This is a genomic window from Speluncibacter jeojiensis, from assembly GCF_029589495.1.
Lineage (GTDB): Bacteria > Actinomycetota > Actinomycetes > Mycobacteriales > Mycobacteriaceae > Speluncibacter > Speluncibacter jeojiensis.
In genome coordinates, this window is sequence record NZ_JAAIVF010000001.1 from 251,719 (window position 1) to 276,812 (window position 25,094).

26 protein-coding genes are annotated in these 25,094 nt (G+C 70.5%); 15 read left to right on the forward strand and 11 right to left on the reverse strand.

The window, feature by feature from the left end:
* Positions 1–9: 9 nt before the first annotated feature.
* Positions 10–1,035 carry a DUF3152 domain-containing protein gene (locus tag G4X40_RS01195; RefSeq protein ID WP_277829616.1) on the reverse strand — a complete coding sequence of 342 codons (1,026 nt, stop codon included), beginning with the start codon at positions 1,033–1,035 and terminating at the stop codon, positions 10–12.
* Between the two features lie 343 nt (positions 1,036–1,378).
* On the opposite strand from G4X40_RS01195, the gene G4X40_RS01200 reads away from it, so the two are divergent.
* Positions 1,379–2,056 (forward strand): TetR/AcrR family transcriptional regulator, encoded by a 678-nt coding sequence (locus G4X40_RS01200; protein ID WP_408642087.1) that lies wholly within the window; start codon positions 1,379–1,381, stop codon positions 2,054–2,056.
* Positions 2,057–2,066: 10 nt separating this feature from the next.
* On the opposite strand, the gene G4X40_RS01205 is transcribed toward G4X40_RS01200, so the two are convergent.
* On the reverse strand, positions 2,067–2,675 hold the full coding sequence (locus G4X40_RS01205; protein WP_277831202.1) for a helix-turn-helix domain-containing protein: 609 nt from the start codon (positions 2,673–2,675) through the stop codon (positions 2,067–2,069).
* 83 nt (positions 2,676–2,758) lie between these two features.
* Between G4X40_RS01205 and G4X40_RS01210 the strand changes: the two genes are divergently transcribed.
* Entirely contained in the window at positions 2,759–3,727 is a 969-nt protein-coding gene (locus G4X40_RS01210) for an NAD-dependent epimerase/dehydratase family protein (RefSeq protein ID WP_277829617.1), read from the forward strand.
* Positions 3,728–3,799: 72 nt separating this feature from the next.
* Here the strand turns inward: G4X40_RS01210 and G4X40_RS01215 are convergent, their stop codons facing one another.
* Positions 3,800–4,030, reverse strand: coding sequence for a DUF3107 domain-containing protein (locus G4X40_RS01215; RefSeq protein WP_277829618.1), 231 nt, complete (start codon positions 4,028–4,030; stop codon positions 3,800–3,802).
* A 101-nt stretch (positions 4,031–4,131) separates the two neighbouring features.
* Complete coding sequence (locus tag G4X40_RS01220; RefSeq protein ID WP_277829619.1) at positions 4,132–4,812, reverse strand: ferritin-like fold-containing protein; 681 nt, start codon at positions 4,810–4,812, stop codon at positions 4,132–4,134.
* A gap of 289 nt (positions 4,813–5,101) precedes the next feature.
* Between G4X40_RS01220 and G4X40_RS01225 the strand changes: the two genes are divergently transcribed.
* Both G4X40_RS01225 and G4X40_RS01230 read left to right on the forward strand, forming a co-directional pair.
* A complete protein-coding gene (locus G4X40_RS01225; protein ID WP_277831204.1) occupies positions 5,102–6,691 on the forward strand; it encodes a DEAD/DEAH box helicase in 1,590 nt (529 codons plus the stop codon).
* A 16-nt stretch (positions 6,692–6,707) separates the two neighbouring features.
* Positions 6,708–7,931 (forward strand): Rv3212 family protein, encoded by a 1,224-nt coding sequence (locus tag G4X40_RS01230; protein WP_277829620.1) that lies wholly within the window; start codon positions 6,708–6,710, stop codon positions 7,929–7,931.
* 10 nt (positions 7,932–7,941) lie between these two features.
* Here the strand turns inward: G4X40_RS01230 and G4X40_RS01235 are convergent, their stop codons facing one another.
* Positions 7,942–8,739, reverse strand: a complete 798-nt coding sequence (locus G4X40_RS01235; RefSeq protein WP_277829621.1) for a ParA family protein — start codon at positions 8,737–8,739, stop codon at positions 7,942–7,944.
* 97 nt (positions 8,740–8,836) lie between these two features.
* Here G4X40_RS01235 and G4X40_RS01240 point away from each other — a divergent pair, with 97 nt between their 5' ends.
* Together G4X40_RS01240 and G4X40_RS01245 are read left to right on the forward strand one after the other, a co-directional pair.
* Entirely contained in the window at positions 8,837–9,439 is a 603-nt protein-coding gene (locus tag G4X40_RS01240; protein WP_277829622.1) for an acid phosphatase, read from the forward strand.
* Positions 9,436–9,930, forward strand: a complete 495-nt coding sequence (locus tag G4X40_RS01245; RefSeq protein ID WP_277829623.1) for a GNAT family N-acetyltransferase — start codon at positions 9,436–9,438, stop codon at positions 9,928–9,930. Before G4X40_RS01240 ends, G4X40_RS01245 begins: the two co-directional genes overlap by 4 nt.
* A 25-nt stretch (positions 9,931–9,955) precedes the next feature.
* On the opposite strand, the gene G4X40_RS01250 is transcribed toward G4X40_RS01245, so the two are convergent.
* On the reverse strand, positions 9,956–10,375 hold the full coding sequence (locus tag G4X40_RS01250) for a hypothetical protein (protein ID WP_277829624.1): 420 nt from the start codon (positions 10,373–10,375) through the stop codon (positions 9,956–9,958).
* A gap of 52 nt (positions 10,376–10,427) precedes the next feature.
* Here G4X40_RS01250 and G4X40_RS01255 point away from each other — a divergent pair, with 52 nt between their 5' ends.
* Complete coding sequence (locus G4X40_RS01255; protein ID WP_277829625.1) at positions 10,428–11,384, forward strand: diacylglycerol/lipid kinase family protein; 957 nt, start codon at positions 10,428–10,430, stop codon at positions 11,382–11,384.
* Positions 11,385–11,632: 248 nt separating this feature from the next.
* Positions 11,633–11,887: a WhiB family transcriptional regulator gene (locus G4X40_RS01260; protein WP_277829626.1), complete on the forward strand. Its 255-nt coding sequence runs from the start codon at positions 11,633–11,635 to the stop codon at positions 11,885–11,887.
* 92 nt (positions 11,888–11,979) lie between these two features.
* Here G4X40_RS01260 and G4X40_RS01265 read toward each other — a convergent pair whose 3' ends face one another.
* Together G4X40_RS01265 and G4X40_RS01270 are read right to left on the reverse strand one after the other, a co-directional pair.
* Entirely contained in the window at positions 11,980–13,479 is a 1,500-nt protein-coding gene (locus tag G4X40_RS01265) for a sensor histidine kinase (RefSeq protein ID WP_277829627.1), read from the reverse strand.
* Between the two features lie 51 nt (positions 13,480–13,530).
* Positions 13,531–13,746, reverse strand: a complete 216-nt coding sequence (locus G4X40_RS01270; RefSeq protein WP_277829628.1) for a biotin/lipoyl-binding carrier protein — start codon at positions 13,744–13,746, stop codon at positions 13,531–13,533.
* 125 nt (positions 13,747–13,871) lie between these two features.
* On the opposite strand from G4X40_RS01270, the gene G4X40_RS22910 reads away from it, so the two are divergent.
* Complete coding sequence (locus G4X40_RS22910) at positions 13,872–13,946, forward strand: 50S ribosomal protein bL37 (protein WP_408642125.1); 75 nt, start codon at positions 13,872–13,874, stop codon at positions 13,944–13,946.
* Between the two features lie 62 nt (positions 13,947–14,008).
* Here G4X40_RS22910 and rsrA read toward each other — a convergent pair whose 3' ends face one another.
* Both rsrA and G4X40_RS01280 read right to left on the reverse strand, forming a co-directional pair.
* Positions 14,009–14,287, reverse strand: coding sequence for a mycothiol system anti-sigma-R factor (gene rsrA, locus G4X40_RS01275; protein WP_277829629.1), 279 nt, complete (start codon positions 14,285–14,287; stop codon positions 14,009–14,011).
* Positions 14,284–14,889 (reverse strand): sigma-70 family RNA polymerase sigma factor, encoded by a 606-nt coding sequence (locus G4X40_RS01280; RefSeq protein ID WP_277831206.1) that lies wholly within the window; start codon positions 14,887–14,889, stop codon positions 14,284–14,286. The genes rsrA and G4X40_RS01280 overlap by 4 nt, the downstream gene beginning before the upstream one ends.
* Before the next feature lie 335 nt (positions 14,890–15,224).
* Here G4X40_RS01280 and G4X40_RS01285 point away from each other — a divergent pair, with 335 nt between their 5' ends.
* A complete protein-coding gene (locus tag G4X40_RS01285) occupies positions 15,225–15,716 on the forward strand; it encodes an aminoacyl-tRNA deacylase (protein WP_277829630.1) in 492 nt (163 codons plus the stop codon).
* Here G4X40_RS01285 and G4X40_RS01290 read toward each other — a convergent pair.
* The gene (locus G4X40_RS01290; protein ID WP_277829631.1) at positions 15,703–16,449 is read right to left on the reverse strand and encodes an SOS response-associated peptidase; all 747 of its coding nucleotides are present in this window, start codon (positions 16,447–16,449) and stop codon (positions 15,703–15,705) included. The genes G4X40_RS01285 and G4X40_RS01290 overlap by 14 nt on opposite strands.
* 38 nt (positions 16,450–16,487) lie before the next feature.
* Here G4X40_RS01290 and aroA point away from each other — a divergent pair, with 38 nt between their 5' ends.
* From aroA to narJ, 5 genes are all read left to right on the forward strand, one after another.
* A complete protein-coding gene (gene aroA, locus G4X40_RS01295; RefSeq protein ID WP_277829632.1) occupies positions 16,488–17,789 on the forward strand; it encodes a 3-phosphoshikimate 1-carboxyvinyltransferase in 1,302 nt (433 codons plus the stop codon).
* Positions 17,753–18,787 (forward strand): ribosome small subunit-dependent GTPase A, encoded by a 1,035-nt coding sequence (gene rsgA, locus G4X40_RS01300; protein WP_277829634.1) that lies wholly within the window; start codon positions 17,753–17,755, stop codon positions 18,785–18,787. The genes aroA and rsgA overlap by 37 nt, the downstream gene beginning before the upstream one ends.
* 270 nt (positions 18,788–19,057) lie before the next feature.
* Positions 19,058–22,759: a nitrate reductase subunit alpha gene (locus G4X40_RS01305; protein WP_277829635.1), complete on the forward strand. Its 3,702-nt coding sequence runs from the start codon at positions 19,058–19,060 to the stop codon at positions 22,757–22,759.
* 31 nt (positions 22,760–22,790) lie between these two features.
* Positions 22,791–24,404 (forward strand): nitrate reductase subunit beta, encoded by a 1,614-nt coding sequence (gene narH, locus G4X40_RS01310; protein ID WP_277829636.1) that lies wholly within the window; start codon positions 22,791–22,793, stop codon positions 24,402–24,404.
* Positions 24,401–25,081, forward strand: coding sequence for a nitrate reductase molybdenum cofactor assembly chaperone (gene narJ, locus G4X40_RS01315; protein WP_408642088.1), 681 nt, complete (start codon positions 24,401–24,403; stop codon positions 25,079–25,081). The genes narH and narJ overlap by 4 nt, the downstream gene beginning before the upstream one ends.
* Positions 25,082–25,094 lie beyond the last annotated feature (13 nt).

Consider the following 25,094-nt stretch of genomic DNA (forward strand, 5'->3'; position numbering starts at 1 on the left):
TCAGGCGGATCACCCTCGAGGATACGGCCACGGATTCGGCTTGCAGACCAGCCCGTTCATCGGCACCACACCATCCGGGTCGAGCCGGGCGATGTCGTTGTTCGCGGTGCCGAACGTCTGCTGCATCATCACCGGCGCCAGCCCGCCGTCCGACTCGCACGGCTGGTGCTGCGCGTAGCCGATGGCGTGCCCGACCTCGTGGTTGATCATGTACTGCCGGTACGAACCGATGTCCCCCTGATACGACACCGCCCCGCGCACCCAGCGCGGCTCGTTGAGGATCACCCGCTTGAGGTCGGCGTTGTAGCAGGAGGATTCGACCGGGATCGTGTAGCCGCAGTCCTGCCGGACGGTCATCTGCGAGGTCAGCGAGATGTGGAAGTCGGCCTCGTCGGGGTTGTCGACGCGCCGGAAGCCGACCTTCTCGTCGCGGATCCAGCTCTTCGGGTTGGCCAGTGTCTGATCGATCATCTGCGCGAAGGCGCCGTCGCCGCCGTAGCCGACGGTGTCGACGCCGTCCTCGACGTCGACGGTGTAGGCGAACACGTGCTCGGCGCCTTTACCGACCTGCCCGGTCGAACCCGGGATGACGTGGAAGGTGCCCTTGCCCGCCTCCGTGAACGGTCCCCCCACCGGCAGCGCGGCCGACTCGACCGAGGCGTCGAAGCGCCCGTCGCCCTTCGGCGCGCCGACGATGCCGCTGACGTTCGCCTCACGGGCGCCCAGTCCCGGGTCACCGCCGCTGCCACTGCCCCCGCCCGAGGACCGCACGGCGCTGACCACGACCAGGATCGTGACCACCAGCAGGATCGGGACCGCGTAGGCCCGCCAGCCATAAGCGGCGAAGAAGGTGCCGAGCCTGGTCCTGCGCCGGATCCCCTCGAGTTCGCTGCGCCGTGGACCCCGGGCCTGCGCCCGGGGCTCCGCCGTCGGGTCGCGGTCGGCGCGGAGCGGGTCGTTCCAACCGGGGCGGTCGAAGTCCGGCTCCCGGAACAGGTCCCCCTCGTGCAGTTCGTGCGTGTCGTAGCCGAACATGTCACGACCGGACTGCGGGTCCGTCCCGGGGGGAGAGTCGGCGCGATCGCGGGATCGATGTGGCTCTCCGCGGTAGGTCACCGCGACAGAATCTCATACGGGCCGTGGCGGGTCACCCGGCGCGCCGACACCCGCCGGTGACCGGACACCCGACCTCCGCGGTCACCCGGCGATGATCCGACTCAGCGGGGCGGCGCGCACGCCTGGGCATCGCCGCCGCGTATTCTGTGTATCTCACTAATGCACATTCGCCGGTGGTCGACCACCATTGGCACCCGATGGACCGCGTCTGGATACGTTCGAGGACACCGACCCGCAGCGACCGCGCGCAGACTGGAGAGCGATGACCGACCTCGCGCACACGCGGCGACTTCCGAATGGGACCCGGAACCGGCCGCCCGCGGAGCCCTCGAAGCGTGGCACCCGGATGCCGCGGGACGAGCGCCGTCAGCAGTTGCTCATCGCGGCCAGCGAGGTCTTCGTCACCCGCGGCTACCACGCCGCCGGCATGGACGAGATCGCCGAGCGCGCCGGCGTCAGCAAGCCGGTGCTCTATCAGCACTTCCCCGGGAAGCTCGAGTTGTACCTCGCCGTGCTGCACAGTCACGTCGAGCAGATGATCTCCGGCGTGCGCCAGGCGCTGCGCTCGACCACCGACAACAAGCGACGGGTGCGCGCGGCCGTGCAGGCGCTGTTCGACTTCGTCGACAACGACACCCAGGGCTACCGGCTGATCTTCGAATCGGACCTGATGGGCGACCCGGGCGTGCAGCAACGCGTCGAGAAGGCCACCGACGCCTGCATCGACGCGGTGTTCGACGTGGTCAGCGCCGACTCCGGCCTCGATCCCTACCGCGCCAGGATGCTGGCCGTCGGGCTGGTCGGCGCCAGTCAGGTCAGTGCCCGCTACTGGCTCGAGGCCAACCGGCCGATCCCCAAGGATGTGGCCATCGACACCACCGCCGCACTCGCGTGGGGCGGCCTGTCGCACGTGCCCCTGCAGTCCGGCCGCGACGACTGACCCACCCGGTCTAGTCGGCGTCACCTGCCGCCGGCAGCAGCAACTCCAGGATCCGGCCGCGCAGTTGCGCGGTGTCGTCGTCGGCCGCCACCAGGCTCGTGAACAGCGCGGCCCCGGCGGCCATCACCAGCACCGCCCGAGCGTCCAGCAGATCGTCGTCGTCGGCGGGCCCGCCGCGCGCGAACAGGGCGGTGCTGGGCTCGCTGAACCCCCGCCACAGCAGGGTGCGCAGATCCTCGTGATCGCGTAGCGCCGCCAACAGCCCCGGCGCGGCGGCCCGCACCTCCGGCCGCGCGAACAGCTCCGTGCTCCCGGCGACCACCCAGCGAATCCAGCCCGCGCGGTCGGTCCCCTCGAACGGGGTGAGGTCCGGCGTCGCGCCGAGCAGCGCGTCGAGGACGAGGTGCGCCTTCGACGGCCAGCGGCGGGCGAGCGCCGCCCGGCTCACCTCGGCCCGGGCGGCCACACCGCGCACGCTCAACGCGTCCCACCCGACCTCGAGCAGCAACGCCCGGGTCACCTCCAGGACCTCGGCATCGATGCGCGGGTCGCGCGGCCGGCCGGGTCCGGCGGCGGTACCCGCGGTGTCGCTCGGTCCCGAATCACTGCCTTTCACCACGTCCACAGCCTTGCATTATCGGCCACCGAGGCCGGTAGTCTCCCAATACGAGTCCACTGGCACCGTATTTCTAGGGAGAGTTCGTGCAGATTTCAGTCACCGGCGGAACAGGCTTCCTCGGCACCCACACCACCGCGGCCCTGCTCGAGTCGGGTCACGACGTCCGCCTGCTGGTCCATCCGGCCGAGGACGTCACGGAAACGCTCGCGCTGTTCGGCCCTGCCGCCGGCCGCGTCGACGTGCTCGTCGGCGATCTGCGCGACCCCGACACCGTGCGGGCGCTGCTCACCGGCTGCGACGCCGTGCTGCACGCCGCCGGCGTGGTCGGCACCGACGACACCCGCGAGCAGTTGATGTGGGAGATCAACACACAGGCGACCACGGACGTGCTGGTCCGCGCGGCGATGATGGGCCTGGACCCGATCGTGCACGTGGCGAGCTACGCCGTGCTGTTCCCCAGCCCCGATCCGGTTATCGGGCCGGACAGCCCGACCGCGGTCGGTCGCAGCGCCTACGGCCGCACCAAATCGGCCGCCGACCGGGTGGCCCGCGCCCTGCAGGCGGCCGGCGCCCCGGTGGTGATCACCTATCCGTCCAGCGTGATCGGCCCGGCGCTCGGCGACCGACGCGGCGTGACCGCCGACGGCTGGCAGGCGATCCTGAAGATGGGTGTCGCTCCGACATTCGAGGGCGGCATGCAGATGATCGACGTCCGCGACGTCGCAGCGGTGCATGCCGCGGTGATGAAACCCGGCCGGGGGCCGCGCCGCTACATGTGCGGCGGCGAGCTGATCCCGTTCAACGATCTGGTCGACCTGCTCGAGCGCGCCTCGGGCCGCAAACTGCGCCGCATCCCGACCGGCCGGAAGGTGATGCTCGGCCTCGGCCGGATCACCGATGCCCTGTCGAAGGTCGTCCCCGTCAGCTCCGGGCTGAGCTACGAGGCCGCGAGCCTGCTGACCGCCGCCACCCCGACCGACGACTCACGCACGCACGACGAGCTGGGCGTGCAGTGGCGGTCGGCGCGGGATGCCCTGCTCGAGTCGTTCTGACCCACCCCGATACCACCCTGATACGACGACGCGGCGGTGCGGGAACTCCCACACCGCCGCGTCCGCGAATGTTCAGCGAGCGCCGAAGCCCACCCGGCGCGAGTCGGACGGGCCGATCTCGACGTAGGCGACGCGCGCGGCGGCCACCAGGTAGCGGCGCCCCTTGTCGTCCTCGAGCGTCAGCATGCCCGACCGGTCGCCCTCGAGGGCCGCGCGCACCGCGCTCTCGACCTCTTCCGGCGTCTGCCCACTGTTGATGACGAGCTCGCGCGGGCTGTCCGAAACACCGATCTTGACCTCCACGGTCAACCTCCGAATTCGTGTGGCAGAAGATTCTCCGACCAGGCTAGTGCAGCCCGACGGCGCGAACAGGACTCCGGCGCTGTGCCCTGAGCGAACACCGCTCAGACCAGGCCCAGCGCCTCCATCCGCACCTCGTGCTGCTCCTGCATGCGGTCGAACAACTCGACGAGATGGTTGATGTCACCGACCGCGGCAAGCACCAGATCGGCGAGTTCCTCACGCCGGGCCGCGACGTACTGGGCCTGCGTGATCGCCTCGCCGAGGAGCCGCCGGCCCCACAGCGTCAGCCGCGCCTTGGTCTGCGGGCTCGCCGCGACCGCCTTGCTCACCTCGTCGACCACGAACGTCGAGTGCGCGGTCTCGCTGAGCACCTCGCGCACGATCTCCGCGACCTCACCGGACAGCGTGCCCGCGATCTCGCGGTAGAAGTCCGCGGCGAGCCCGTCGCCGATGTAGGCCTTGACGAGCGACTCCAGCCACGTGCTCGGCGTCGTCGACGCGTGATAGTCCTCGAGCGCCTGCACGTACGGTTCCATCGCCTGATAGATGTCCACCCCGCGGCGCTCCAGCGCCTCCTGCAGCCGCTCGTAGTGGCCCATCTCGGCGGCGGCCATGCTGGCCAGCGCGACCTTGCCGCGCAGGTCGGGCGCCTTGGCGGCGTCGGCGGAGAGTCGATAGAACGCGGAGATCTCGCCGTAGGCGAGCAACGCGAACAGTTCAGTCACGCCGGGGTCATCGGACGAGATCGTGGGGACCGGGGACTCGGACACATTCGACGCCATGGTCGTGGACACTAGTCGCCCCGCGACGGGCACGGTCACCCTGGACGCGGGTTACGGGTACCATGGCTGCAGGTCGTCGGCATTTCCGTCACGACTGATCGATACTGTGCGCGCACCACTTGTCGGATGAGCTCGCCGCCACGCCTGTCGCAGGCCGCATGACCGGCCGCGCAGCATCCGGGACGCCCCGTCCCGCCGAGCCGAGAGCATCCGCGCCGGGAGTGCCGAACGTGGGCCCCAAGGCCCGGTTCCTCCTCGTGCGCGCGAAGACGCGAGGAAGGCCAGACCCCTGAGCAAGACGACTGTCGACACGAATCCGCCGGCGCCGGACGTCGATTCCAGCACCCTCAACCACACCCCGGATGCCCCCGCTCCCTCGTTCGCCGAGTTGGGCGTCCGCGACGAGATCGTGCGCGCGCTCGCCGAGATCGGCATCGAGCACACCTTCGCCATCCAGGAGTTGACGCTGCCGCTCGCCCTCGCCGGCGACGACCTGATCGGTCAGGCCCGCACCGGCATGGGCAAGACCTTCGGCTTCGGCGTGCCGCTGCTGCACCGGGTCAGCGACCCGGCCGCGGCGATGCCGCTCGACGGCACCCCGCGCGCGCTGGTCATCGTGCCGACCCGCGAACTGTGCATCCAGGTCACCTCCGACCTGGAGAACGCCGCCAAGCACCTGCCCGGCCCGACCGGCAAGCTCGAGATCCTCTCGATCTACGGCGGCCGCCCCTACGAGCAGCAGATCGACGCGCTGCGCAGGGGCGTCGACGTCGTCGTCGGCACCCCCGGCCGCCTGCTCGACCTGGCCAACCAGGGCCACCTGATCCTCGGCAAGGTCGGCGTACTCGTCCTCGACGAGGCCGACGAGATGCTCGACCTGGGCTTCCTGCCCGACATCGAACGCATCCTCGGCATGGTCCCGGACAAGCGTCAGACCATGCTGTTCTCCGCCACAATGCCCGGGCCGATCATCACCTTGGCCCGCACCTTCATGACGCGCCCGACGCACATCCGCGCGGAGGAGCCGGATTCGTCGGCCGTGCACGACCGCACCGTGCAGCACATCTTCCGCGCCCACGCGCTGGACAAGGTCGAGATGGTCTCGCGTGTGCTGCAGGCCCGCGAGCGCGGCGCCACGATGATCTTCACCCGCACCAAGCGCACCGCACAGAAGGTCTCCGACGAGCTCGCCGAGCGCGGCTTCAAGGTCGGCGCGGTGCACGGTGACCTCGGCCAGGTCGCCCGTGAGAAGTCGCTCAACTCCTTCCGCAACCACAAGATCGACGTGCTCGTTGCGACCGACGTCGCCGCGCGCGGCATCGACATCGACGACGTCACCCACGTCATCAACTACCAGTGCCCCGACGACGAGAAGACCTACGTGCACCGCATCGGCCGCACGGGCCGCGCCGGCCGCACCGGCACCGCCGTCACCCTGGTCGACTGGGACGACGTCCCCCGCTGGCAGCTGATCGACAAGGCGCTGAGCCTCGGGGTCCCGGACCCGCTGGAGACCTACTCGAGCTCCGAGCACCTGTACGTGGACCTGGACATCCCCACCGATGCCAAGGGCTCGATCGCCCGGCCCAAGGCCCAGCGCCCGGCCCGTGACGCCGACGGCGAGAGCGAGGGGCGCGACTCGACCCGGCCGAAGTCGACGCGGAATCGCAGGCGCACCCGCGGCGGCAAGACCGGCGAGGGCGCAGCCGAGCAGGGGGCGACCGCATCGAAGGACGCAGCCTCCGAGGCCACCGCCGACTCCGCCGAGTCGGGCCAGGCCACCGAGGGTGACGCACCGGCTCGCAAGCGCCGCCGGCGTCGCCGCAAGCCCGCCGCCACCGCGGCCACGCCCGGTGCGGACGCCGGCTCGCAGGAGTAGCCACTAGCCTGACGCTGTGCCGAAACCGGAGCGTCGGACCCGCGCCGACCTGATCGCCGCCGCGTCCATCGTCGTGCTGGTGGTGGTGCTGGCCACGCTCGTGTGGTGGCGCAGCCCCGAACGTCACACGAGCGACGAGGTCGCCTCGGGTCCGGTGGTTCCGGCGCCGGCCGCGTTGCAGGTGCCGACCGCCTTCACCGAGGCCTGGAGTGCGCCGAGCCCGGCGACCGCACTGCCGACGGTGGAGTCCGGTGCGGTCGTCACAGCGGACAGCGGTTCGGTGGTCGGCCGGGACGCCCGCACCGGACGCCAGATCTGGAAGTACCAGCGTGACATCGCGCTGTGCGGGGTGGTCGGCGCCTGGGACCGGGCCGTGTCGGTCTACCGGGACCGGCGCGGCTGCAGCGAGGTGACCGCGCTCGACGCCGCGACCGGCGTCCGCCAACCGCAGCGCTCCAGCCTGGCGGACCACACGGTCCAGTTGTCGACGAACGGCACCTACGTCGTCTCCCGCGGCGACACCCGCCTCGAGGTGTGGCGCTCGGATCTGGTGCGCACCCTCGAGTACGGCCGGGTCGACGCCCCCGTCAATCCGGATGCGCAACCGCGCACCGGATGCACGCTGCGCTCCGACGGGATCGGCAACAGCCGCCTGGCAGTGGTCGAGACATGCCCCGGCGAGCAGGGCGACCGCCTCACCGTGATGAGCCCGGCACCCAAGGACCCCGGCAAGCCCGAGCCCTACGGATCGACCATCCTGATCGGCAACGGACAGGCCGTGCGCGGCGCCCGCATTCTCGCCGTATCCGGCCAGCTGACCGCGGTGTTCCTGCCCGGCACCACCGCGCAGATCGGGATCTTCGACGGCGACGCCAACCTCATCTCGGCCTACCCGGTGGCCACGCCGCCCGACGGGGGTGCCGACGTGACCGCCGCAGTGGACGACAGCTCGATGTTCACCTTCTGGACCGGCGATTCGACGGTGGCGCTGAACGCCATCGACCTGACCCCGCGCTGGACGGTGCCGGGCACGCTCGGCCCCGGCACGATGATGGCCGGCTCCCTGCTCGTCCCCACGCCTGGGGCCGTCGCGGTCGTCGACGTCGTCACCGGACGCGAGAACGCGCGGATCCCGGTGCCGCGCCCCGAAAACGTGCGCGGGCCGATCGGCCTCGCCGCCACCGGGGACATGCTGCTCGAGCGGCGCGGCCCGGAACTGGTGGCGCTCAAGGGTTCCTGAGCGGTGTCGGTCAGGATTCGTACGGGGAGAACGTGATCAGATCGGCGTTGCCGTCCCAGTAGCCGACCAGATTCGCAGCGAGATCGCGATATGCCTGCGCACCCTTGGACTTTCGCCCCGAGAGCACGGTGGCGCCCGATGCGGAGGCCTCGGCGAACCGGACGGTGCGCGGGATCGGCGGCGCCAGCACCGGGGTGCTGTACCGGTCGGAGACGTCGCCGAGGACGTCGCGACTGTGGGTGGTCCGGGCGTCGTACAGCGTGGGCAGCACGCCGAGCAGTTCGAGCTTCGGATTGGTGATCGCCTGTACGTCGTGCACGGTGCGCAGCAGCTGGCCGACACCGCGGTGGGCCAGGGTCTCGCACTGCAGCGGCACGATCACCGCGTCGGCCGCGGTGAGCCCGTTGAGCGTGAGCACACCGAGCGACGGCGGGCAGTCGATCAGGATCACGTCGAACTGGCCCTCGACCTGGGCCAGGGCGCGCCGCAGCGCGTGCTCGCGTCCCGGCCGCATCAGCAGCAGCGCCTCGGCGCCGGCCAGGTCGATGGTGGCGGGCAGCAGCCGCACCCCGTCATGGGTGTCGAGCAGCACCTCCTCGACCTTGACGTCGCCGACCAGCACCTCGTGCACCGAACCCGGCAGACGGTCGGGGTCGTGGCCCAGCGAGAACGTCAGGCACGCCTGCGGATCGAGGTCGATGACCAGCACCCGCCGGTCCAGCGCGGCCAGCGCCGCCCCCAACGAGGCCACCGTGGTCGTCTTCGCGACCCCACCCTTTTGATTTGCCACCGCGAGTACCGTCGTCACGGGCCCATCCTTGCCCAAACTCCCACCCGAAGCCAGTACCGTCCCGAAGCCGGTACCGGCGGCCGGTCCCCCGGTCCTGACCCGGCATGATGAACCCATGGCTTCTGATCTCGGCCGACTGTTCCTGGTCCGGCACGGCGAGACCGAATGGTCGGCGACCGGCAGGCACACCGGCCGCACCGACGTCCCCCTGAACGATCGCGGCACCGCCCAGGCCCAGGCGCTCGCCGGCACGTTCGCCGACCTCACGCTGACCCGCCCGCTGGTGATCAGCAGTCCCCGCGCCCGCGCCCGCGACACCGCGGCCCTGGCCGGGTTGACCGTCGACCGGGTGTGGGACGACCTGCAGGAATGGGACTACGGCGACTACGAGGGCCTGACCACACCGCAGATCCGCCGAACAGTCCCGGACTGGACGGTGTTCACCCGCCCGTGCCCGGGTGGCGAGACCGCCGCACAGGTCCGGGAACGCGCGGACCGGGTCCTCGAGGTCGCGCTGGGGGCGGTCGCCGACCAGGACGTGGTCCTCGTCGGTCATGGGCACTTCTCCCGCGCGCTGCTGGCCCGCTGGGTCCAGCTGCCGGTCACCGAGGGGTCGCGGTTCGCGATGGCCGCCGCCGGGGTCGCCGAACTCGGCTTCGAGCACGGGGTGCGTCAGATCGCCTCGCTCGGTCGCACCCCCCTGGCGGTGGCCCGATGATCCGCCGGGTGCAGATCGAGGACGTGCCGGCGATCGTGGACCTGATCTACGGTCTCGCCGAGTACGAGAAGCTCCGGCACGAGTGCACGGTCACCCCCGAGCAGATCGAGGCCGCACTGTTCGGCCCGAACCCGGCGGTGTTCGGCCACGTGGCGGTGGAGGCCACACCCGACGCCGCGGGCGAGGAAGTCGTCGGGATGGCGCTGTGGTTCCTCAGTTTCAGCACGTGGGACGGGGTGCACGGCATCTACCTCGAGGACCTCTACGTCCGGCCGGATCGTCGCGGCGGCGGCCACGGCACTGCGCTGCTGGCCGCGCTCGCCCGCGAATGCGCCACCCACGGATACACCCGGCTCGGCTGGGAGGTGCTCGACTGGAACGAGCCGTCGATCGGCTTCTACCGCTCAATCGGGGCGCGGTCGCGCGACGAGTGGACGAACTTCCGGCTCACCGGCGCCGAGCTGGCCGCGCTGGCCGAACGCGCCGACTGAGCGTCGCGGACGGATCGGTTCCGCGTCAGTCGCGCGGGCGGCCCGACCACGCCGTCGACGACGGCAGCACCAGCATCACGAACGTCGGCACGACGACGATGGTCAGCAGCGCACCCCAGGCCACCTGGTGCGATTCGCCCAGCAGCGACCAGGCGACCGGCGCGAGCAGCAGCTGGGCCAGCACGCCGACCCCGCGGCCCCACCGGCCGCTGCGCAACATCGAGACGCCGGCGGCCAGCACCGCGCCGCCGAGGATCACCAGCCATGCGGCCACGCCGTAGCCGAGCGCGGTGGACTGGTCGTGGCCGGTCAGCGCCCGGATGACGAGGACGACGGCGACGACGACGGCCACCGCGCCTTCGAGGGCCACCAACGCGCCCGCGGCGAGGAACGTGCGGGGCGGTCCGAGGAGCGCGTGCTGGTCGTGATCTGGCTGAACTGGCACGTCACCAGCCTAAGACAGGCGGGGCAACTGTCGCCTACTAGGGTGAATGTCCGTGCGTGCGCTGCTGATCGTCAACCCCAACGCGACCTCGACGACCCCCGCCGGTCGCGATCTGCTCGCGCATGCGCTCGCCAGCCGGCTGCGGCTGAAGGTCGTGCACACCACGCATCGCGGTCATGCCGGTGAACTCGCCCGGCAGGCGGCGACCGACGGCGCGTCGCTGATCGTGGTGCACGGCGGCGACGGCACGGTCAACGAGGTCGTCAACGGTCTGCTCGGACCGCCCAAGCCGGCGTCGATGCAGTCCGTGCCGATCGGCCCGATCCCCGCGATCGCCGTCGTCCCCGGCGGCTCGGCCAACGTCTTCGCCCGGTCGCTGGGCATCCACGCGGATCCGGTCGAGGCCACGAACCAGCTGCTGGACCTGCTGGCCGCCAAGGAGCGACGCCGAATCGGATTGGCGCACTGCGACAATCGTTGGTTCACCTTCAATGCCGGCATGGGGCTGGACGCGATGGTCGTCGAGGCGATCGAGGCGGCCCGGCACGCCGGCCGCACCGCCACCCCCGCCCGCTACGTGCGCACCGCGGTCCGCACGTTCTTCCGCACCTCGCGGCGCGCGCCGACCCTTTCTGTGCGGCTGCCCGGCCGGCCGCCGATCGAGGGCGTCCACTACGCGTTCGTCTCCAACGCCAGCCCGTGGACCTACCTGAACCAGCGCCCGGTGCACACCAACCCGGAGACCGGGTACGACACCGGACTGGGCCTGTTCGCGATGCGCAGCATGGGCGTGTTCACGAGCCTGCGCCTGTCGCGCCAGTTGCTCGCGCCCGGGGCTCAGCCCAAGGTCGGCGCGCTCACCCGAATCGACGACGTGTCGAATCTCACGATCCACAGCAGCGAGCCCATCGGCCTGCAACTCGACGGTGACTACATCGGGCAGCGGACCGAGGTGCACTTCGCCTCCGTCCCCTCCGCGCTGGACGTCGTCGCGCCGCCGGCGCCCTGATCGAGCACCGCGTCCGACGCACGTCGCGGCGCCCGGACAACCCCACCCGGACGGCCCCGATAGCACGGTGAACACGCGGCGAACAGCGGTTCGTGGCGTCAAGTGACCTTGCCCACGAGTTACACGATCTCTATTGACATCTGCCCAGTTCGTGAAAGCATTCACAAGCAACAACGCGTGCAGCACACTGCCGCGCGGATGAACAAATCATGACTACACGGTGCGGATCGCACTTAGGAGGAGCAGGCATGGACTGGCGCCATGAGGCAATCTGTCGCGACGAGGACCCCGAACTGTTCTTCCCGGTGGGGAACAGCGGTCCGGCGATCGCGCAGATTGCAGATGCCAAGCTTGTCTGCAACCGCTGCCCCGTGACCGCCGAGTGCCTGTCCTGGGCGCTCGAGTCCGGACAGGATGCCGGAGTGTGGGGCGGCATGAGCGAGGACGAGCGTCGCGCGCTCAAGCGTCGCAACGCGCGCACTCGTTCGCGTAGCGCGGTCTAGCAGACCAGAGCTTACGACAGTGGCCCGGCACCGTATGGTGTCGGGCCACTGTCGTTGCGTGCGGGCTCACCGTCGCGGGACACTCCGGCGCATCACCGCACGTCGGGGCCGAGCCGCGGCCGACGTCCGAGCCGCACCCGCAGCACCGCGTCGGTGCCGCCGCCGGAGGCCGGGTGCAGGCCCAGTGACCCGCCCAGCTCCGAGTCGACCAGCGTGCGCGCGATCTGCAGTCCGAGCCGCTTGGAGTGCTCGATCGAGAACCCCTCCGGCAGCCCGGAGCCGTTGTCGTGCACGAGGACGTCGAGCCAGCGCGCCGACCGCTTGGCGGTGATCACCACCTCGCCGGCGTCGTCCGGTCCGAACCCGTGCTCGAGTGCATTCTGGACGAGCTCGGCCAGCACCATCACCAACGGCGTGGCCCGCTCCGCCTGCAGCACGCCGAGACCGCCTTCGCGGCGTACCTGCACCCGGCTGCCGGCGGCCGACACGTCCGCCATGATCGGTACCAGGCGGTCGACCACCTCGTCGAGGTTGACCTCCTCGTCCACCGACATCGACAGCGTCTCGTGCACCAGCGCGATCGACGAGACCCGCCGGACCGATTCGGTCAGCGCGTGCCGGGCCTCCTCGTTGTCGGTGCGCCGGCCCTGCAACCGCAGAAGCGCCGCGACCGTCTGCAGGTTGTTCTTCACCCGGTGGTGGATCTCGCGGATGGTGGCGTCCTTGCTGAGCAGGGCGCGGTCCCGCCGCTTGACCTCGGTGACGTCGCGCACCAGCACCGCAGCTCCGGTCGGCTCGCCGCGCGGGTGCAGCGGCAGCGCCCGGAGCAGCACCGTTGCGCCGCGTGCGTCGATCTCCATCCGCAGCGTCGAATCGCCCGTCAGCGTCGAGCGCAACCGCGACGCCACCTCCTGCGCGTCGAACGAGTCCGACACCAGCGAGCGGGTGACCTCGGCCAGGTCGCGGCCCGCCAGGTCGGTGGACAACCCCATCCGGTGATAGGCCGAGAGCGCGTTCGGGCTCGAATAGGCGACATTTCCCGCCGGGTCCAGCCGGATGAAGCCGTCCCCCGCGCGGGGGCTCGAGTGGACGGCGGTCAGTTCCTCGCGCATCGGGAAGGTGCCGTCGCAGATCATCTGGCACAGATCGTCTGCGCAGTCGAGATACGCGATCTCCAGCGGGCTGGGGAACCGCGGCTGCGCCAGGTTCGTCGACCGCGACAGCACCGCGATCACCTGGCCGCGCCAGGTCACCGGCACGGCCTCCATCCGCAACGGTACGCCCTTGTACCAGCGGGTCTGCTCGTCGCGGAAGACCTCACCCTCGTCGAGGGCGCGCAGCACCTGCGGGGCGTCGACGTCGGTCACGGTGGAGCCGACCTCGTCCTCCGAGTACGCGGTGGACGCCGTGGTGGGGCGACACTGCGCGACGCACACCATCGGGGCAGCCCCGGTCTGCGCCACCCACAGCAGGAAGTCGGCGAACGACAGGTCCGCCAGCAACTGCCACTCGCCGACCACCCGCTGCAGGTGGTCGACCGCACCACCGGGCAGGTGGGTGTGTTCGGCGAGCAGGTCACTGAGCGTCGACATCGGGCTCCAGCCGATCGGTGCGTGCCCGGGCGCTCGGCGCGGTCACGTTGATCAGGAAATCGTCGCGATCAGGTCGCCCTGCTGGATGACGTCCCCCACGACCACGGCCAGGGAACTGACGGTGCCGTCGACCTCGGCGAGGACCGGGATCTCCATCTTCATCGACTCGAGGATCACCAGGGTGTCGCCTTCCTTGACCGCGTCACCCTCGTGCACCACGACCTGCCACACGCTCGCCACCATCTCGGCGCGCACGTCCTCGGTCATCGACGTCCTCCTCTTGCCCGGCCGCACATCTGTCCCGCCAATCGAACCACAGCCGGGGCGTCGTGCGAGAATGAACCGTCGACAGGGCAGAACCGGTAGGAACTGCAGGACCGGAAGGAACATCCATGGGCAAGCGTGGCCGTAAGAAGCGCGACCGCAAGAAGAACAAGGCCAACCACGGCAAGCGTCCGAACGCCTGACGCGCCGAAGGTGAGCAGAAGGGCCGGGACGCCATGCGTCCCGGCCCTTCTCACGTTCGGGCTCAGGCCCCCGGATCGACCTGGATGATGGTGGTCCGGTGCAGTTCGATGCGCAGCCGCTCGCGCAGCCCCTCGGGCGCATGCTCGCAGCACTTGCGGTGCAGCAGGCCCTTGATCTTCTCCTCGATGCCGTAGGCCTCGAAGCAGGCGCCGCACTCCTCCATGTGCTGCATGAGCCGGCGCCGGGTGGCCTCGTCGCATTCGTTGTCGAGCATCAGCCAGACGTCGGCGAGTACCGCCGAGCAGTCGAGCTCGGCGCCCCGATTGTCCTGCTCGCTCATCGGGTGGCCTCCTGCTCGGTTTCGGTCCGGATCCCGCGCTCACGGGCGACATCGGCGAGCAGCCCGCGCAGCTGCTTGCGACCGCGGTGCAGCCGCGACATCACGGTGCCGATCGGCGTGCCCATGATCTCGGCGATCTCCTTGTACGGGAGGCCCTCGACGTCGGCGTAGTACACCGCCATCCGGAAGTCCTCGGGCAGCGCCTGCAGCGCGGCCTTGATGTCGTCGTCCGGCAGCGCGTCGAGCGCCTCGACCTCTGCGGAGCGCAGCCCCGTCGAGGTGTGCTCGGCCGTCGCGGCCAGCTGCCAGTCGGTGATCTCGTCGGTCGGGTACTGCGCGGGCTGGCGCTGCTTCTTGCGGTAGCCGTTGATGTAGGTGTTGGTCAGGATGCGATACAGCCAGGCCTTGAGGTTCGTGCCCTCCTTGAAGGAGGCGAACGCGGAGAAGGCCTTGACGTAGGTCTCCTGCACCAGGTCCTCGGCATCGGCGGGGTTGCGGGTCATCCGCAGGGCGGCGCCGTAGAGCTGGTCCAGCAGCGGCAGCGCGTCACGTTCGAACCGCGCGGTCAACTCCGCGGCCTGGTCCTCGGCGGCAGCTTCCACCGCGGCGGTTTCCGCGGCTGCAGTCTCGGCGGCAGCTGTCCTGCCGCCGGCAGGCCCGTCGTTACTCGGCACACTCGTCCCTTCGCCGGCTTCGGTGTCCAACGTTACCGGGATTGTCCAGACCAGATCGTCGGATGCCGAACGCTCACGCCGGGTACACAACACCGCCACGATGTCTCCACACCTCCTGCTGCCGAGGCACGCCCTCGACGGTCGGTTCAACACAGGCGGGCGCGGGTGTGTTCCCCGGCCGTCCGATCATGTGGCCGCCCGACCGCGGGCCGTACCCTCGCGAGGGACGCGCCTCGCGCCCGCCCGCCACTAGGCTCGCGGTCATGGCCGGTACCTCCACCCCCGCAACGAAGCTGCTCGACAAGCAGAAGGTCGCGCACCTGGTGCACAGCTACCCGCACGACCCACGCGCCGACTCGTACGGCACCGAGGCCGTCGACAATCTCGGCGAGCGCCTAGGGGTGATACCCGAGCAGATCTTCAAGACGCTGGTGATCAAGGCCGACGGCAAGCTCGCGGTCGCGGTGCTGCCGGTGCCGGCGAAACTGTCGCTCAAGGCCGCCGCGGGCGCGCTGTCCATCGGCAAGGCCGCGATGGCGGAACGCGCGGAGGCCGAACGGGCGACCGGCTACGTCTTCGGCGGGGTTTCCCCACTGGGGCAACGCAAGCCGCTGCCGACGGTCGTCGACTCCTCCGCGCTGACGTTCGATCGCGTGCTGTGCAGCGCCGGGCGGCGCGGCCTGGAGATCGAACTCGACCCGCGCGAGCTGGTGCGGCTGAGCGGCGCGGTCACCGCCGAGATCACAGCAGGGTGAGCTGCTCGGCCGGGTCCTCCCCCGCATCCGGCGTGACGAGTTCCGGACCGTCGTTGCGGACGCTGTTCACCAGTGTCGAGACCCGGCGGATCTCGATCGCCGCCGCCACCGCGGGGTCCGGCGGGGCCAGCAGCGCGGAGTCCATCGCCGCGTCCGGGTCGAGCCAGCGCTCCCAGCTCTCACGCGGCAGGATCAGCGGCATCCGGTCGTGCACCCCCTCGAGTTCCCCGACCGCGTCCGTGGTCAGGATCGTCGCGCTCAGCACCGGCGGCTCGCCGGAGCCGCCCCGCCAGGCGGACCACAGACCGGCCATGTAGAGGCGCGAGCCGTCCCGCGGGGTCATGTAGAACGGCACCTTCACCGGCTTGCCGGCGGCCGAGACCCCGCGTTCCCATTCGAACCAGCCGTCCATCGGCACCAGGCAGCGTTTACCCGACGCCGCAGCCTTGAACATCGCCTTCGACGTCACCGTCTCGGCCCGCGCGTTGAACAGCGGCGGCCCGTCACCGACGCGCTTGGCCCAGTGCGGGACGAAACCCCAGCGCATCAGCCGGATCCGCAGTGTGGGGTCGTCGCCGGGGTCCCGATGACGTTCGACGACGGCGAGGACCTCGGTGGTCGGCGCGACGTTGTAGCTGCACGCCTGTGCCCCCGCCGCGCCGGTCTCGTCGACCGCGTCCAACTCGACCGCCAGCTTCGCGGGATCGACCGTGGTCGCATATCTGCCGCACACGCCTCCATGCTGGCACGCCTCCGGGAGTTCGCGCGGCAATGGTCCAAGATGGGGGGGTGAGTTACTGGAGCGCGCCCACCACCGACGGCCCCGTGCACGCCACCGTGAGCCTGCCGGGGTCCAAGTCGATCACCAACCGTGCGCTGATCCTGGCCTCCCTGGCCGAGGGCACCTCGCGGATCAACGGCGCGCTGCGCAGTCGCGACACCAACCTGATGATCTACGGCCTGCGCGCGCTCGGCGTGTCGATCACCGGCGACGACACCGAACTGGTGGTCGAGTCCGGCGCGCTGCACGGCGGCGCGATCGACTGTGGCCTGGCCGGCACCGTCATGCGGTTCCTGCCTCCGCTGGCCGCCCTCGCCGAGGGCAAGGTCGTCTTCGACGGCGACGAGCAGGCCCGACTGCGACCGCTCGGCGTCATCCTCGAGGCACTACGGGTGCTCGGCGTCAAGGTGTCGGGCAACGCCTTGCCGTTCACGGTCTGCGGCACCGGCGCCGCCGAGGGCGGACACGTCGAGATCGACGCCTCCGGCTCCTCCCAGTTCGTCTCCGGCCTGCTGCTCTCCGGCGCCCGGTACCGCCACGGGGTGACCATCCGGCACATCGGCCGCCCGGTACCGTCGATGCCGCACATCGAGATGACGCTGGCGATGCTGCGCAGCAGCGGCGTACAGGTCGGACAGGACTCGTCGGCCGGCTCCGCCACCCCGGACACCTGGCAGGTGCAGCCCGGCCCCGTCAAGGCGGTCGACTGGACGGTCGAGCCGGACCTGTCCAACGCGACGCCGTTCCTGGCGGCCGCCGCGGTCACCGGCGGTCGCGTCACCATTCCGCACTGGCCGGAGACCACCACCCAGGCCGGCGACGCCATCCGCGGGATCCTGCGCCAGATGGGCGCCGAGGTCGGCTGGGCGGACGGCGCGCTGACCGTCGAGGGCCCCGCCGAGCTGGGCGGTATCGACGTCGACCTGCACGACATCGGCGAGCTCGCCCCGACCGTCGCCGCGCTGGCCGCGCTGGCCGCCGCACCGTCCCGGCTGCGCGGCATCGCCCACCTGCGCGGTCACGAGACCGACCGGCTCGCGGCGCTCTCCGCCGAGATCAATGCGTTGGGCGGCCGGGTCGCGGAGACCGAGGACGGCCTGGCGATCGAGCCGGCGCCACTGGGCGGTGGCACCTGGCACTCCTACGCGGACCACCGGATGGCCACGGCGGGGGCCATCCTCGGCCTGCGCGTACCGGACCTGATGGTCGAGGACATCGGTACCACCGGCAAGACCCTGCCGGGGTTCGAGAGCATGTGGGCGCGCATGCTCGCCACCGGGGTCGGCTCCTGAGCCGCCGCGCCGGGACCCAGCACTGGGACGAGTCCGACGTCCGGGTCCGCCCGGGCAAGGGCTCGCGGCCCCGCACCAAGAACCGCCCCGAGCACCGCGACGCCGAGTCGGCGATGGTCGTCTCGAAGGACCGCGGCCGGTGGGGCTGCGTGCTCGGCGGCGACCCGGACCGTCCGGTCGTGGCGATGCGGGCCCGCGAGCTCGGCCGCACCCCGGTCGTCGTCGGCGACGAGGTGGACGTCGTCGGCGACCTGTCCGGCCGGCCGGACACCCTGGCCCGGATCGTGCGGGTCTCCCCGCGGCGCACCGTGCTACGGCGCACCGCCGACGACACCGATCCGTTCGAGCGCGTGGTGGTCGCCAACGCCGAGCAGCTGCTGATCGTGGTCGCCCTGGCCGACCCTCCTCCGCGCACCGGCTTCGTCGAGCGGGCGCTCGTCGCCGCGTACGTCGGTGGCCTGCAGCCGATCCTCTGCCTCACCAAGAACGACCTGGCCGATCCCGACGAGTTCGTCAGCGCGTTCACCGGGCTGGACCTGCCGATCGTGCTGGCCGGGCGGGAGGACCCGATCGAGGCGGTCGCCACCATGCTCACAGGGCGGGTCACCGCACTGATCGGACACTCCGGCGTCGGCAAGTCGACGATGGTCAATCGTCTCGTGCCGGAAGCCGATCGGGCCACCGGCGTGGTGTCCGGGGTCGGCAAGGGCCGGCACACCTCCACCCAGTCGGTCGCGCTGCCGCTGCCCGACGGCGGCTGGGTGGTCGACACACCGGGCATCCGTTCGTTCGGGCTCGCGCACATCTCACCGGAGGACGTGGTCGACGCGTTCGCCGACCTCGCCGAGGCCGCGCAGGACTGTCCGCGCGGCTGCACCCATCTGGGACCGCCCGCGGATCCGGAGTGCACGCTCGACCGGCTCACCGGTCACAGTGCGGCCCGGGTGTCCGCGGTGCGACTGCTGCTGACCGCATTGGCGACCAACGAGAGCTGGTAACCGCGGGGTTTCCCGTGTGAACGAGGCGATAATTTCGGCGCAGCCGGCCCTCGCATACTCCGCCTCGCCGTGCCCGGTTCCTCCTGTCGGCGCAGGTTCTCGCGGCGTGCGCCGCCGCGCGTCCGCCCGTCCGATGACCGCCGTGTTACGGCGGGTCCACAGCCGCGACGGCGGCGCAGTGAGGGCTTTCGATCCGCTGCCGCACCGCCCTACAGTCGGGAAACCGATCCGCACGGGGCCGGTCGTGACCGCCACGGAAGGGGCTGTGCCGTGCCTGATTCCACCGATTTCGCCGACACCTTGCTGCGACTCGGACGCCACTTCCAGCGGGGCGAGACGTCCGAGGATCTACGTACAGTGCACAAGAGCGGCGGCCGCGCGGCCGACGTGTTCTACCGGGACCGGTGGGCGCACGACAAGGTGGTGCGCTCGACCCACGGCGTCAACTGCACGGGATCGTGTTCGTGGAAGGTGTACGTCAAGGACGGGATCATCACCTGGGAGTCGCAGCAGACCGACTATCCGTCGATCGGCGCGGACAAGCCCGAGTACGAGCCCCGCGGGTGCCCACGCGGCGCTTCCTTCTCGTGGTACACGTATTCGCCTGCGCGCGTGCGCTATCCGTACGTGCGCGGCGTACTGCTGGAGATGTACCGGGCGGCCAAGGAGCGGCTGAAGGATCCCGTGCTCGCCTGGGCGTCGATCGTCGAGGACCCCGAGTTGTCCCGGCGATACAAGTCCGCGCGCGGCAAGGGCGGTTTCGTCCGGGCCGAATGGTGGGAGGCCACCGAGATCGCCGCGGCCGCGCACGTGCACACGATCAAACGCTACGGGCCGGACCGGGTCGCCGGCTTCTCCCCCATCCCCGCCATGTCGATGGTCAGCCATGCGGTCGGATCGCGGTTCATCTCGCTGCTCGGCGGTTCGATGATCTCGTTCTACGACTGGTACGCGGACCTGCCGGTGGCCTCGCCGCAGGTGTTCGGCGACCAGACCGACGTGCCGGAGTCCGCGGACTGGTTCGACGCCGGCTACCTGATCATGTGGGGCTCGAACGTGCCGGTGACGCGAACCCCGGACGCGCACTACATGACCGAGGCCCGCTATCGCGGCCAGAAGGTCGTCGTCGTCTCCCCCGACTACGCCGACAACACCAAGTTCGCCGACGAGTGGCTGCCCGCCCGCCCGGGCACCGACGGCGCGCTCGCGATGGCCATGGGGCAGGTGATCCTCAAGGAGTTCTTCGTCGACAAGATGACACCGCGCTTCACGGACTACGTCAGCCGCTACACCGACCTGCCGTTCCTGGTGACGCTCGAGGAGCGCGGCGGGGTGATCGTGCCCGGTAAGTTCCTCACCGCCGCCGACCTGGGCGACGACAGGGAGGGCGCGGAGTCGAAGACGGTGCTGCTCGACGAGAACGCCGAGCCCGTCGTCCCGAACGGGTCACTGGGGCACCGGTTCACCGCGTCGGGGGCGGGGCGGTGGAACCTCGATCTGGGCGAGGTGCGGCCACTGCTGTCGGTGCACGCGTTCGCCGACGAGTCGGTCGAGCTGGCACTGCCGCGGTTCGACAGCGACCGGCCGGGCGTCGTCGGCAGAGGGGTCCCGACGAAGCTCGTTGCCGGACACCGGGTCACGACCGTCTTCGACCTGCTGCTCGCCCAGTACGGGGTGGGCCGTCCGGGACTGCGCGGGCAGTGGCCGGCCGGCTACGACGACGCCGACGACCCGACCACCCCCGCCTGGCAGGAGAAGATCACCGGTGTCCCGGGCGCGGCCGCGGCGCGCATCGCCCGAGAGTTCGCCGACAACGCGAACCGGTCGGGCGGCCGCTCGATGATCCTCATGGGGGCCGGCACCAACCACTGGTTCCACTCCGATCAGATCTACCGGGCGTTCCTGACGCTGACGATCCTCACCGGGTGCCAGGGCGTCAACGGCGGCGGCTGGGCCCACTACGTCGGGCAGGAGAAGTGCCGCCCGGTCACCGGATGGGCGACACTGGCGTCCGGCGGAGACTGGCAGCGGCCGGCCCGGCAGATGCAGGGCACCGTCTACTGGTATCTCGCCACCGACCAGTGGCGCTACGACCCGTTCACGGCCGAGGCGATGGCCTCACCGCTGGCCGAGGGCCGGTTCGCCGGGCGCACCGCCGCCGACAACATCGCGCTGGCGTCCCGGCTGGGGTGGATGCCGAGTTACCCGACGTTCAACCGGAACCCGCTGGACCTGGCGGACGAGGCCGAAAGGCTGGGCAGGGACGCCGCCGACCACGTCGTCGACGGGCTGAGGACCGGACACCTGCAGTTCGCCTGCGAGGATCCCGATGCGCCGGAGAACTTTCCGCGCACCCTGACGGTGTGGCGGGCGAACCTGCTGGGGTCCTCGGCGAAGGGCAACGAGTACTTCCTGCGACACCTGCTCGGCACCGACTCGAACGTGCAGGCCCGCGACGAGGGCGTGCGGCCCGCCGAGGTCCGCCGCCGCGACGAGGCCCCCGTCGGGAAGCTGGATCTGCTGCTGTCGCTGGACTTCCGGATGACCAGCACCACGCTCTATTCGGACATCGTGCTGCCGGCGGCGACCTGGTACGAGAAGCACGACCTGTCGAGCACCGACATGCACCCGTACGTGCACGCGTTCTCGCCGGCCATCTCGCCGCCCTGGGAGACCAAGACCGACTTCGACGCCTTCCACCGCCTGGCCCGTGGCTTCTCCTGGCTGGCCGAGAAGCACCTCGGCGTACGCAAGGACGTCGTGGCGGTGCCGCTGACCCACGACACCGCGGACGCGCTGGCCCAACCGGGCGGGCGCGTACGGGACTGGAAGTACGGTGAGTGCGACCCGATCCCGGGCAAGACCATGCCGCGGATCGTCGTCGTCGAACGTGACTACGGCACGATCGCCGAGAAGATGGCCGCGCTCGGGCCGCTTGTCGAAACGGTCGGGCTGACCACCAAGGGCGTGACGGTGCACCCCGGCGTCGAGGTCGAGTACCTGCGCGGCGTCAACGGCACGGCCGCCTCGGGTGTCGCGGCCGGACGGCCGTCGTTGTCCAAGGACGTGCACGCCGCCGAGACGATCCTGGCGCTGTCCGGAACCACCAACGGCCGCCTCGCCACCGAGGGCTTCGAGGCTCTCGAACAGCGCACCGGCACCGAACTCGCCGACCTCGCGGCCGAGAACGAGGGCAAGCGGATCACGTTCGCCGACACCCAGTCCCGACCGGTCCCGGTGATCACCTCGCCGGAGTGGTCCGGCAGCGAGACCGGTGGCCGACGCTACTCGCCGTTCACGATCAACACCGAGCGGCTCAAGCCGTGGCACACGCTGACCGGCCGACAGCACTTCTATCTCGACCACGACTGGATGGCCGAACTCGGCGAGCAGTTGCCGATCTTCCGGCCACCGCTCGACATGACGGCACTGTTCAGCGAGCCGGCGGTCGGTGCGGTCGGCAAGCTGGACGGCGAGGTCGGCGTCACCGTGCGCTACCTGACGCCGCACAGCAAGTGGTCGATCCACTCCGCGTACCAGGACAACCTGCACATGCTCACGCTTTCCCGTGGCGGACAGGCCATCTGGATGTCGGAGGTCGACGCCCACAAGATCGGCGTGGTCGACAACGACTGGATCGAGGCGGTCAACCGCAACGGGATCGTCGTTGCCCGGGCGATCGTCAGCCACCGCATGCCGGAGGGCACGGTGTTCATGTACCACGCGCAGGACAAGGCCGTGAACGTGCCGCGCATCGACCCGGCACCCGACAGCGCCGACCCGGCCCGTCGGTCGGCCGGCGGCAAGCGCGGCGGCATCCACAACGCGCTGACCCGGCTGATGATCAAGCCCAGCCACCTGATCGGCGGCTACGCCCAGCAGTCGTTCGCGATGAACTACCACGGGCCCACCGGAAACCAACGCGACGAGGTCACCACGATCCGCAAGCGTTCGCAGGAGGTGCAGTACTGATGAGCAATGCACGCGTGAACGAGGTGAACCCATGAGGGTCATGGCACAGCTGGCCATGGTGATGAACCTGGACAAGTGCATCGGATGCCACACCTGCTCGGTGACCTGCAAGCAGGCCTGGACCAACCGCGGCGGTGTCGAATACGCCTGGTTCAACAATGTCGAAACCCGTCCCGGGCAGGGCTATCCGCGCGGATACCAGGATCAGGTCCGGTGGAAGGGTGGCTGGACGCTGACCAAGCGCGGCAAGCTGACGCTGCGCACCGGATCCCGGATGCGCCGGTTGCTGAACATCTTCGCGAACCCGGACCTGCCCACGGTCTCGGACTACTACGACCCGTGGACCTACGACTACCAGAACCTGCTCTCCGCACCGGCGTCGGACACCACCCCGGTGGCCCGGCCCAAGTCGGCGATCACCGGCGAGGACACCGCGGTGACCTGGGGTGCCAACTGGGACGACGACCTCGGCGGCGGATCCGCGCAGATCAGCCGGGACCCGTTGCTGGCCAAGCTGTCCGATCAGGTCAAGCTGGAGTTCGAGCAGACGTTCATGTTCTATCTGCCGCGGATCTGCGAGCACTGCCTCAATCCCGCGTGCGCGGCCTCCTGTCCGTCCGGCGCGATCTACAAGCGCAGCGAGGACGGCATCGTTCTGGTGGACCAGGACAAGTGCCGCGGCTGGCGCCAGTGCGTGAGCGGCTGCCCGTACAAGAAGATCTACTTCAACCACAAGACCGGCAAGGCCGAGAAGTGCACCTTCTGCTATCCGCGCGTCGAGGTCGGCATCCCGACCGTGTGCTCGGAGACGTGTGTGGGACGGCTGCGCTACATCGGGGTGCTGCTCTACGACGCCGACGCGGTGCTCGAGGCGGCGTCGGTGAAGGACGACAAGGATCTGTACCCGTCCCAGCTGGGTGTGTTCCTCAACCCGCACGACCCGCGCGTGGTGGCCGAGGCCGAGCGGGCCGGCATCTCCGGCGAGTGGATCGAGGCGGCGCAGAACTCGCCGGTGTACAAGCTGATCGTCGACTATCAGGTGGCGATGCCATTGCATCCGGAATACCGCACGATGCCGATGGTCTGGTACGTGCCGCCGCTGTCCCCGGTCGTGGATGTGCTGGCGGAGACCGGCCACGACGGCGAAGACGCCGGAAACCTGTTCGGGGCCATCGACTCGCTGCGCATCCCGGTCGAGTACCTGGCCGAACTGTTCACCGCCGGCGACGTGGGCCCGGTCCGCGCGGCGCTGCAGCGGCTGGCCGCGATGCGCGCGCACATGCGCACCGTGAACCTCGGTGAACCCCGGCGTCCGCACATCGCGGACTCGGTCGGCCTGCATCCCGACGAGGTCGAGGAGATGTACCGGCTGCTGGCCATCGCCAAGTACCAGGACCGCTACGTCATCCCCACCGGCGCGGGCTCGGACGCACACCGGCTCGACGCGCTCGCCACCGGATGCAGCCTGGACGACGACGGCGGGCCCGGCATGACCGCGTTCGACGCTGTGGCCGAACGCTTCCACCTGACCGACACCAACGATGCCGCGCCGCAGGAGAAGGATCGTCGCATCAACCTGCTCAACTGGGACGGCCGCACCACCGACGGCCTGCTCCCCACCAGGTCCGAGGAGTCGGTGCCGTGATCACACTGCCCCTGCGCCGCGCCCGCACGCGCGCACCCGAACTGACCCCGGAGCAGGAACGACTGGTCTGGCGGATCGCGGCGCTCGCGCTGGACTACCCCGATGCGGAACTGCTCGGTCTGGTGCCGCAACTGTCCGATGCGGCGCAGACCATCCCCGGTCGCGCGGGACTCGCGCTGCGCGCCTTCCTGGACGACGTCGCCGGACGCGACCCGATCGCACTGGCCGCCGACTATGTCGAGACGTTCGACCTGCGCCGGCGCAGCTGCCTGCACCTGACCTATTACGCGTACGGCGACACCCGCAAGCGCGGGATGGCACTGCTGCGCTTCAAGCACGCCTACCGCACCGCCGGGGTGGAGCTCGGCGACCACGAACTGCCCGATCACCTCGCGGTGGTGCTGGAGTTCGCCGCCACCGCCGACCCGGAGGGCGGACGACGACTGCTCATGGACCACCTGCCGGTGATCGAACTGCTGCGACTGTCGCTGCACGACAACGGTTCCGGCTATGCATCGGTGCTCGACGCGATCAGTGTCACGCTGCCCGACCTGGATGAGGTGGACCGCGGGCGGGTTGCCGCGCTCGCCGCAGAGGGGCCGCCGGAGGAAGAGGTCGGGCTCGATCCGTTCGCGATGGACCCGAGCCTGCTCCCCGACATCGGCGGCCGCAAATGACCACAGGGGCCGG

Excerpts from the sequence above, each read along its gene's own strand:
- aroA (WP_277829632.1), top strand. The coding sequence starts at position 16,488 with ATGGTCCAAGATGGGGGGGTGAGTTACTGGAGCGCGCCCACCACCGAC.
- rsrA (WP_277829629.1), bottom strand. The coding sequence starts at position 14,287 with ATGAGCGAGCAGGACAATCGGGGCGCCGAGCTCGACTGCTCGGCGGTA.
- G4X40_RS01220 (WP_277829619.1), bottom strand. The coding sequence starts at position 4,812 with ATGGCGTCGAATGTGTCCGAGTCCCCGGTCCCCACGATCTCGTCCGAT.
- G4X40_RS01200 (WP_408642087.1), top strand. The coding sequence starts at position 1,379 with ATGACCGACCTCGCGCACACGCGGCGACTTCCGAATGGGACCCGGAAC.
- G4X40_RS01265 (WP_277829627.1), bottom strand. The coding sequence starts at position 13,479 with ATGTCGACGCTCAGTGACCTGCTCGCCGAACACACCCACCTGCCCGGT.
- G4X40_RS01245 (WP_277829623.1), top strand. The coding sequence starts at position 9,436 with ATGATCCGCCGGGTGCAGATCGAGGACGTGCCGGCGATCGTGGACCTG.
- narH (WP_277829636.1), top strand. The coding sequence starts at position 22,791 with ATGAGGGTCATGGCACAGCTGGCCATGGTGATGAACCTGGACAAGTGC.
- G4X40_RS01260 (WP_277829626.1), top strand. The coding sequence starts at position 11,633 with ATGGACTGGCGCCATGAGGCAATCTGTCGCGACGAGGACCCCGAACTG.
- G4X40_RS01285 (WP_277829630.1), top strand. The coding sequence starts at position 15,225 with ATGGCCGGTACCTCCACCCCCGCAACGAAGCTGCTCGACAAGCAGAAG.
- G4X40_RS01240 (WP_277829622.1), top strand. The coding sequence starts at position 8,837 with ATGGCTTCTGATCTCGGCCGACTGTTCCTGGTCCGGCACGGCGAGACC.
- G4X40_RS01270 (WP_277829628.1), bottom strand. The coding sequence starts at position 13,746 with ATGACCGAGGACGTGCGCGCCGAGATGGTGGCGAGCGTGTGGCAGGTC.
- G4X40_RS01195 (WP_277829616.1), bottom strand. The coding sequence starts at position 1,035 with ATGTTCGGCTACGACACGCACGAACTGCACGAGGGGGACCTGTTCCGG.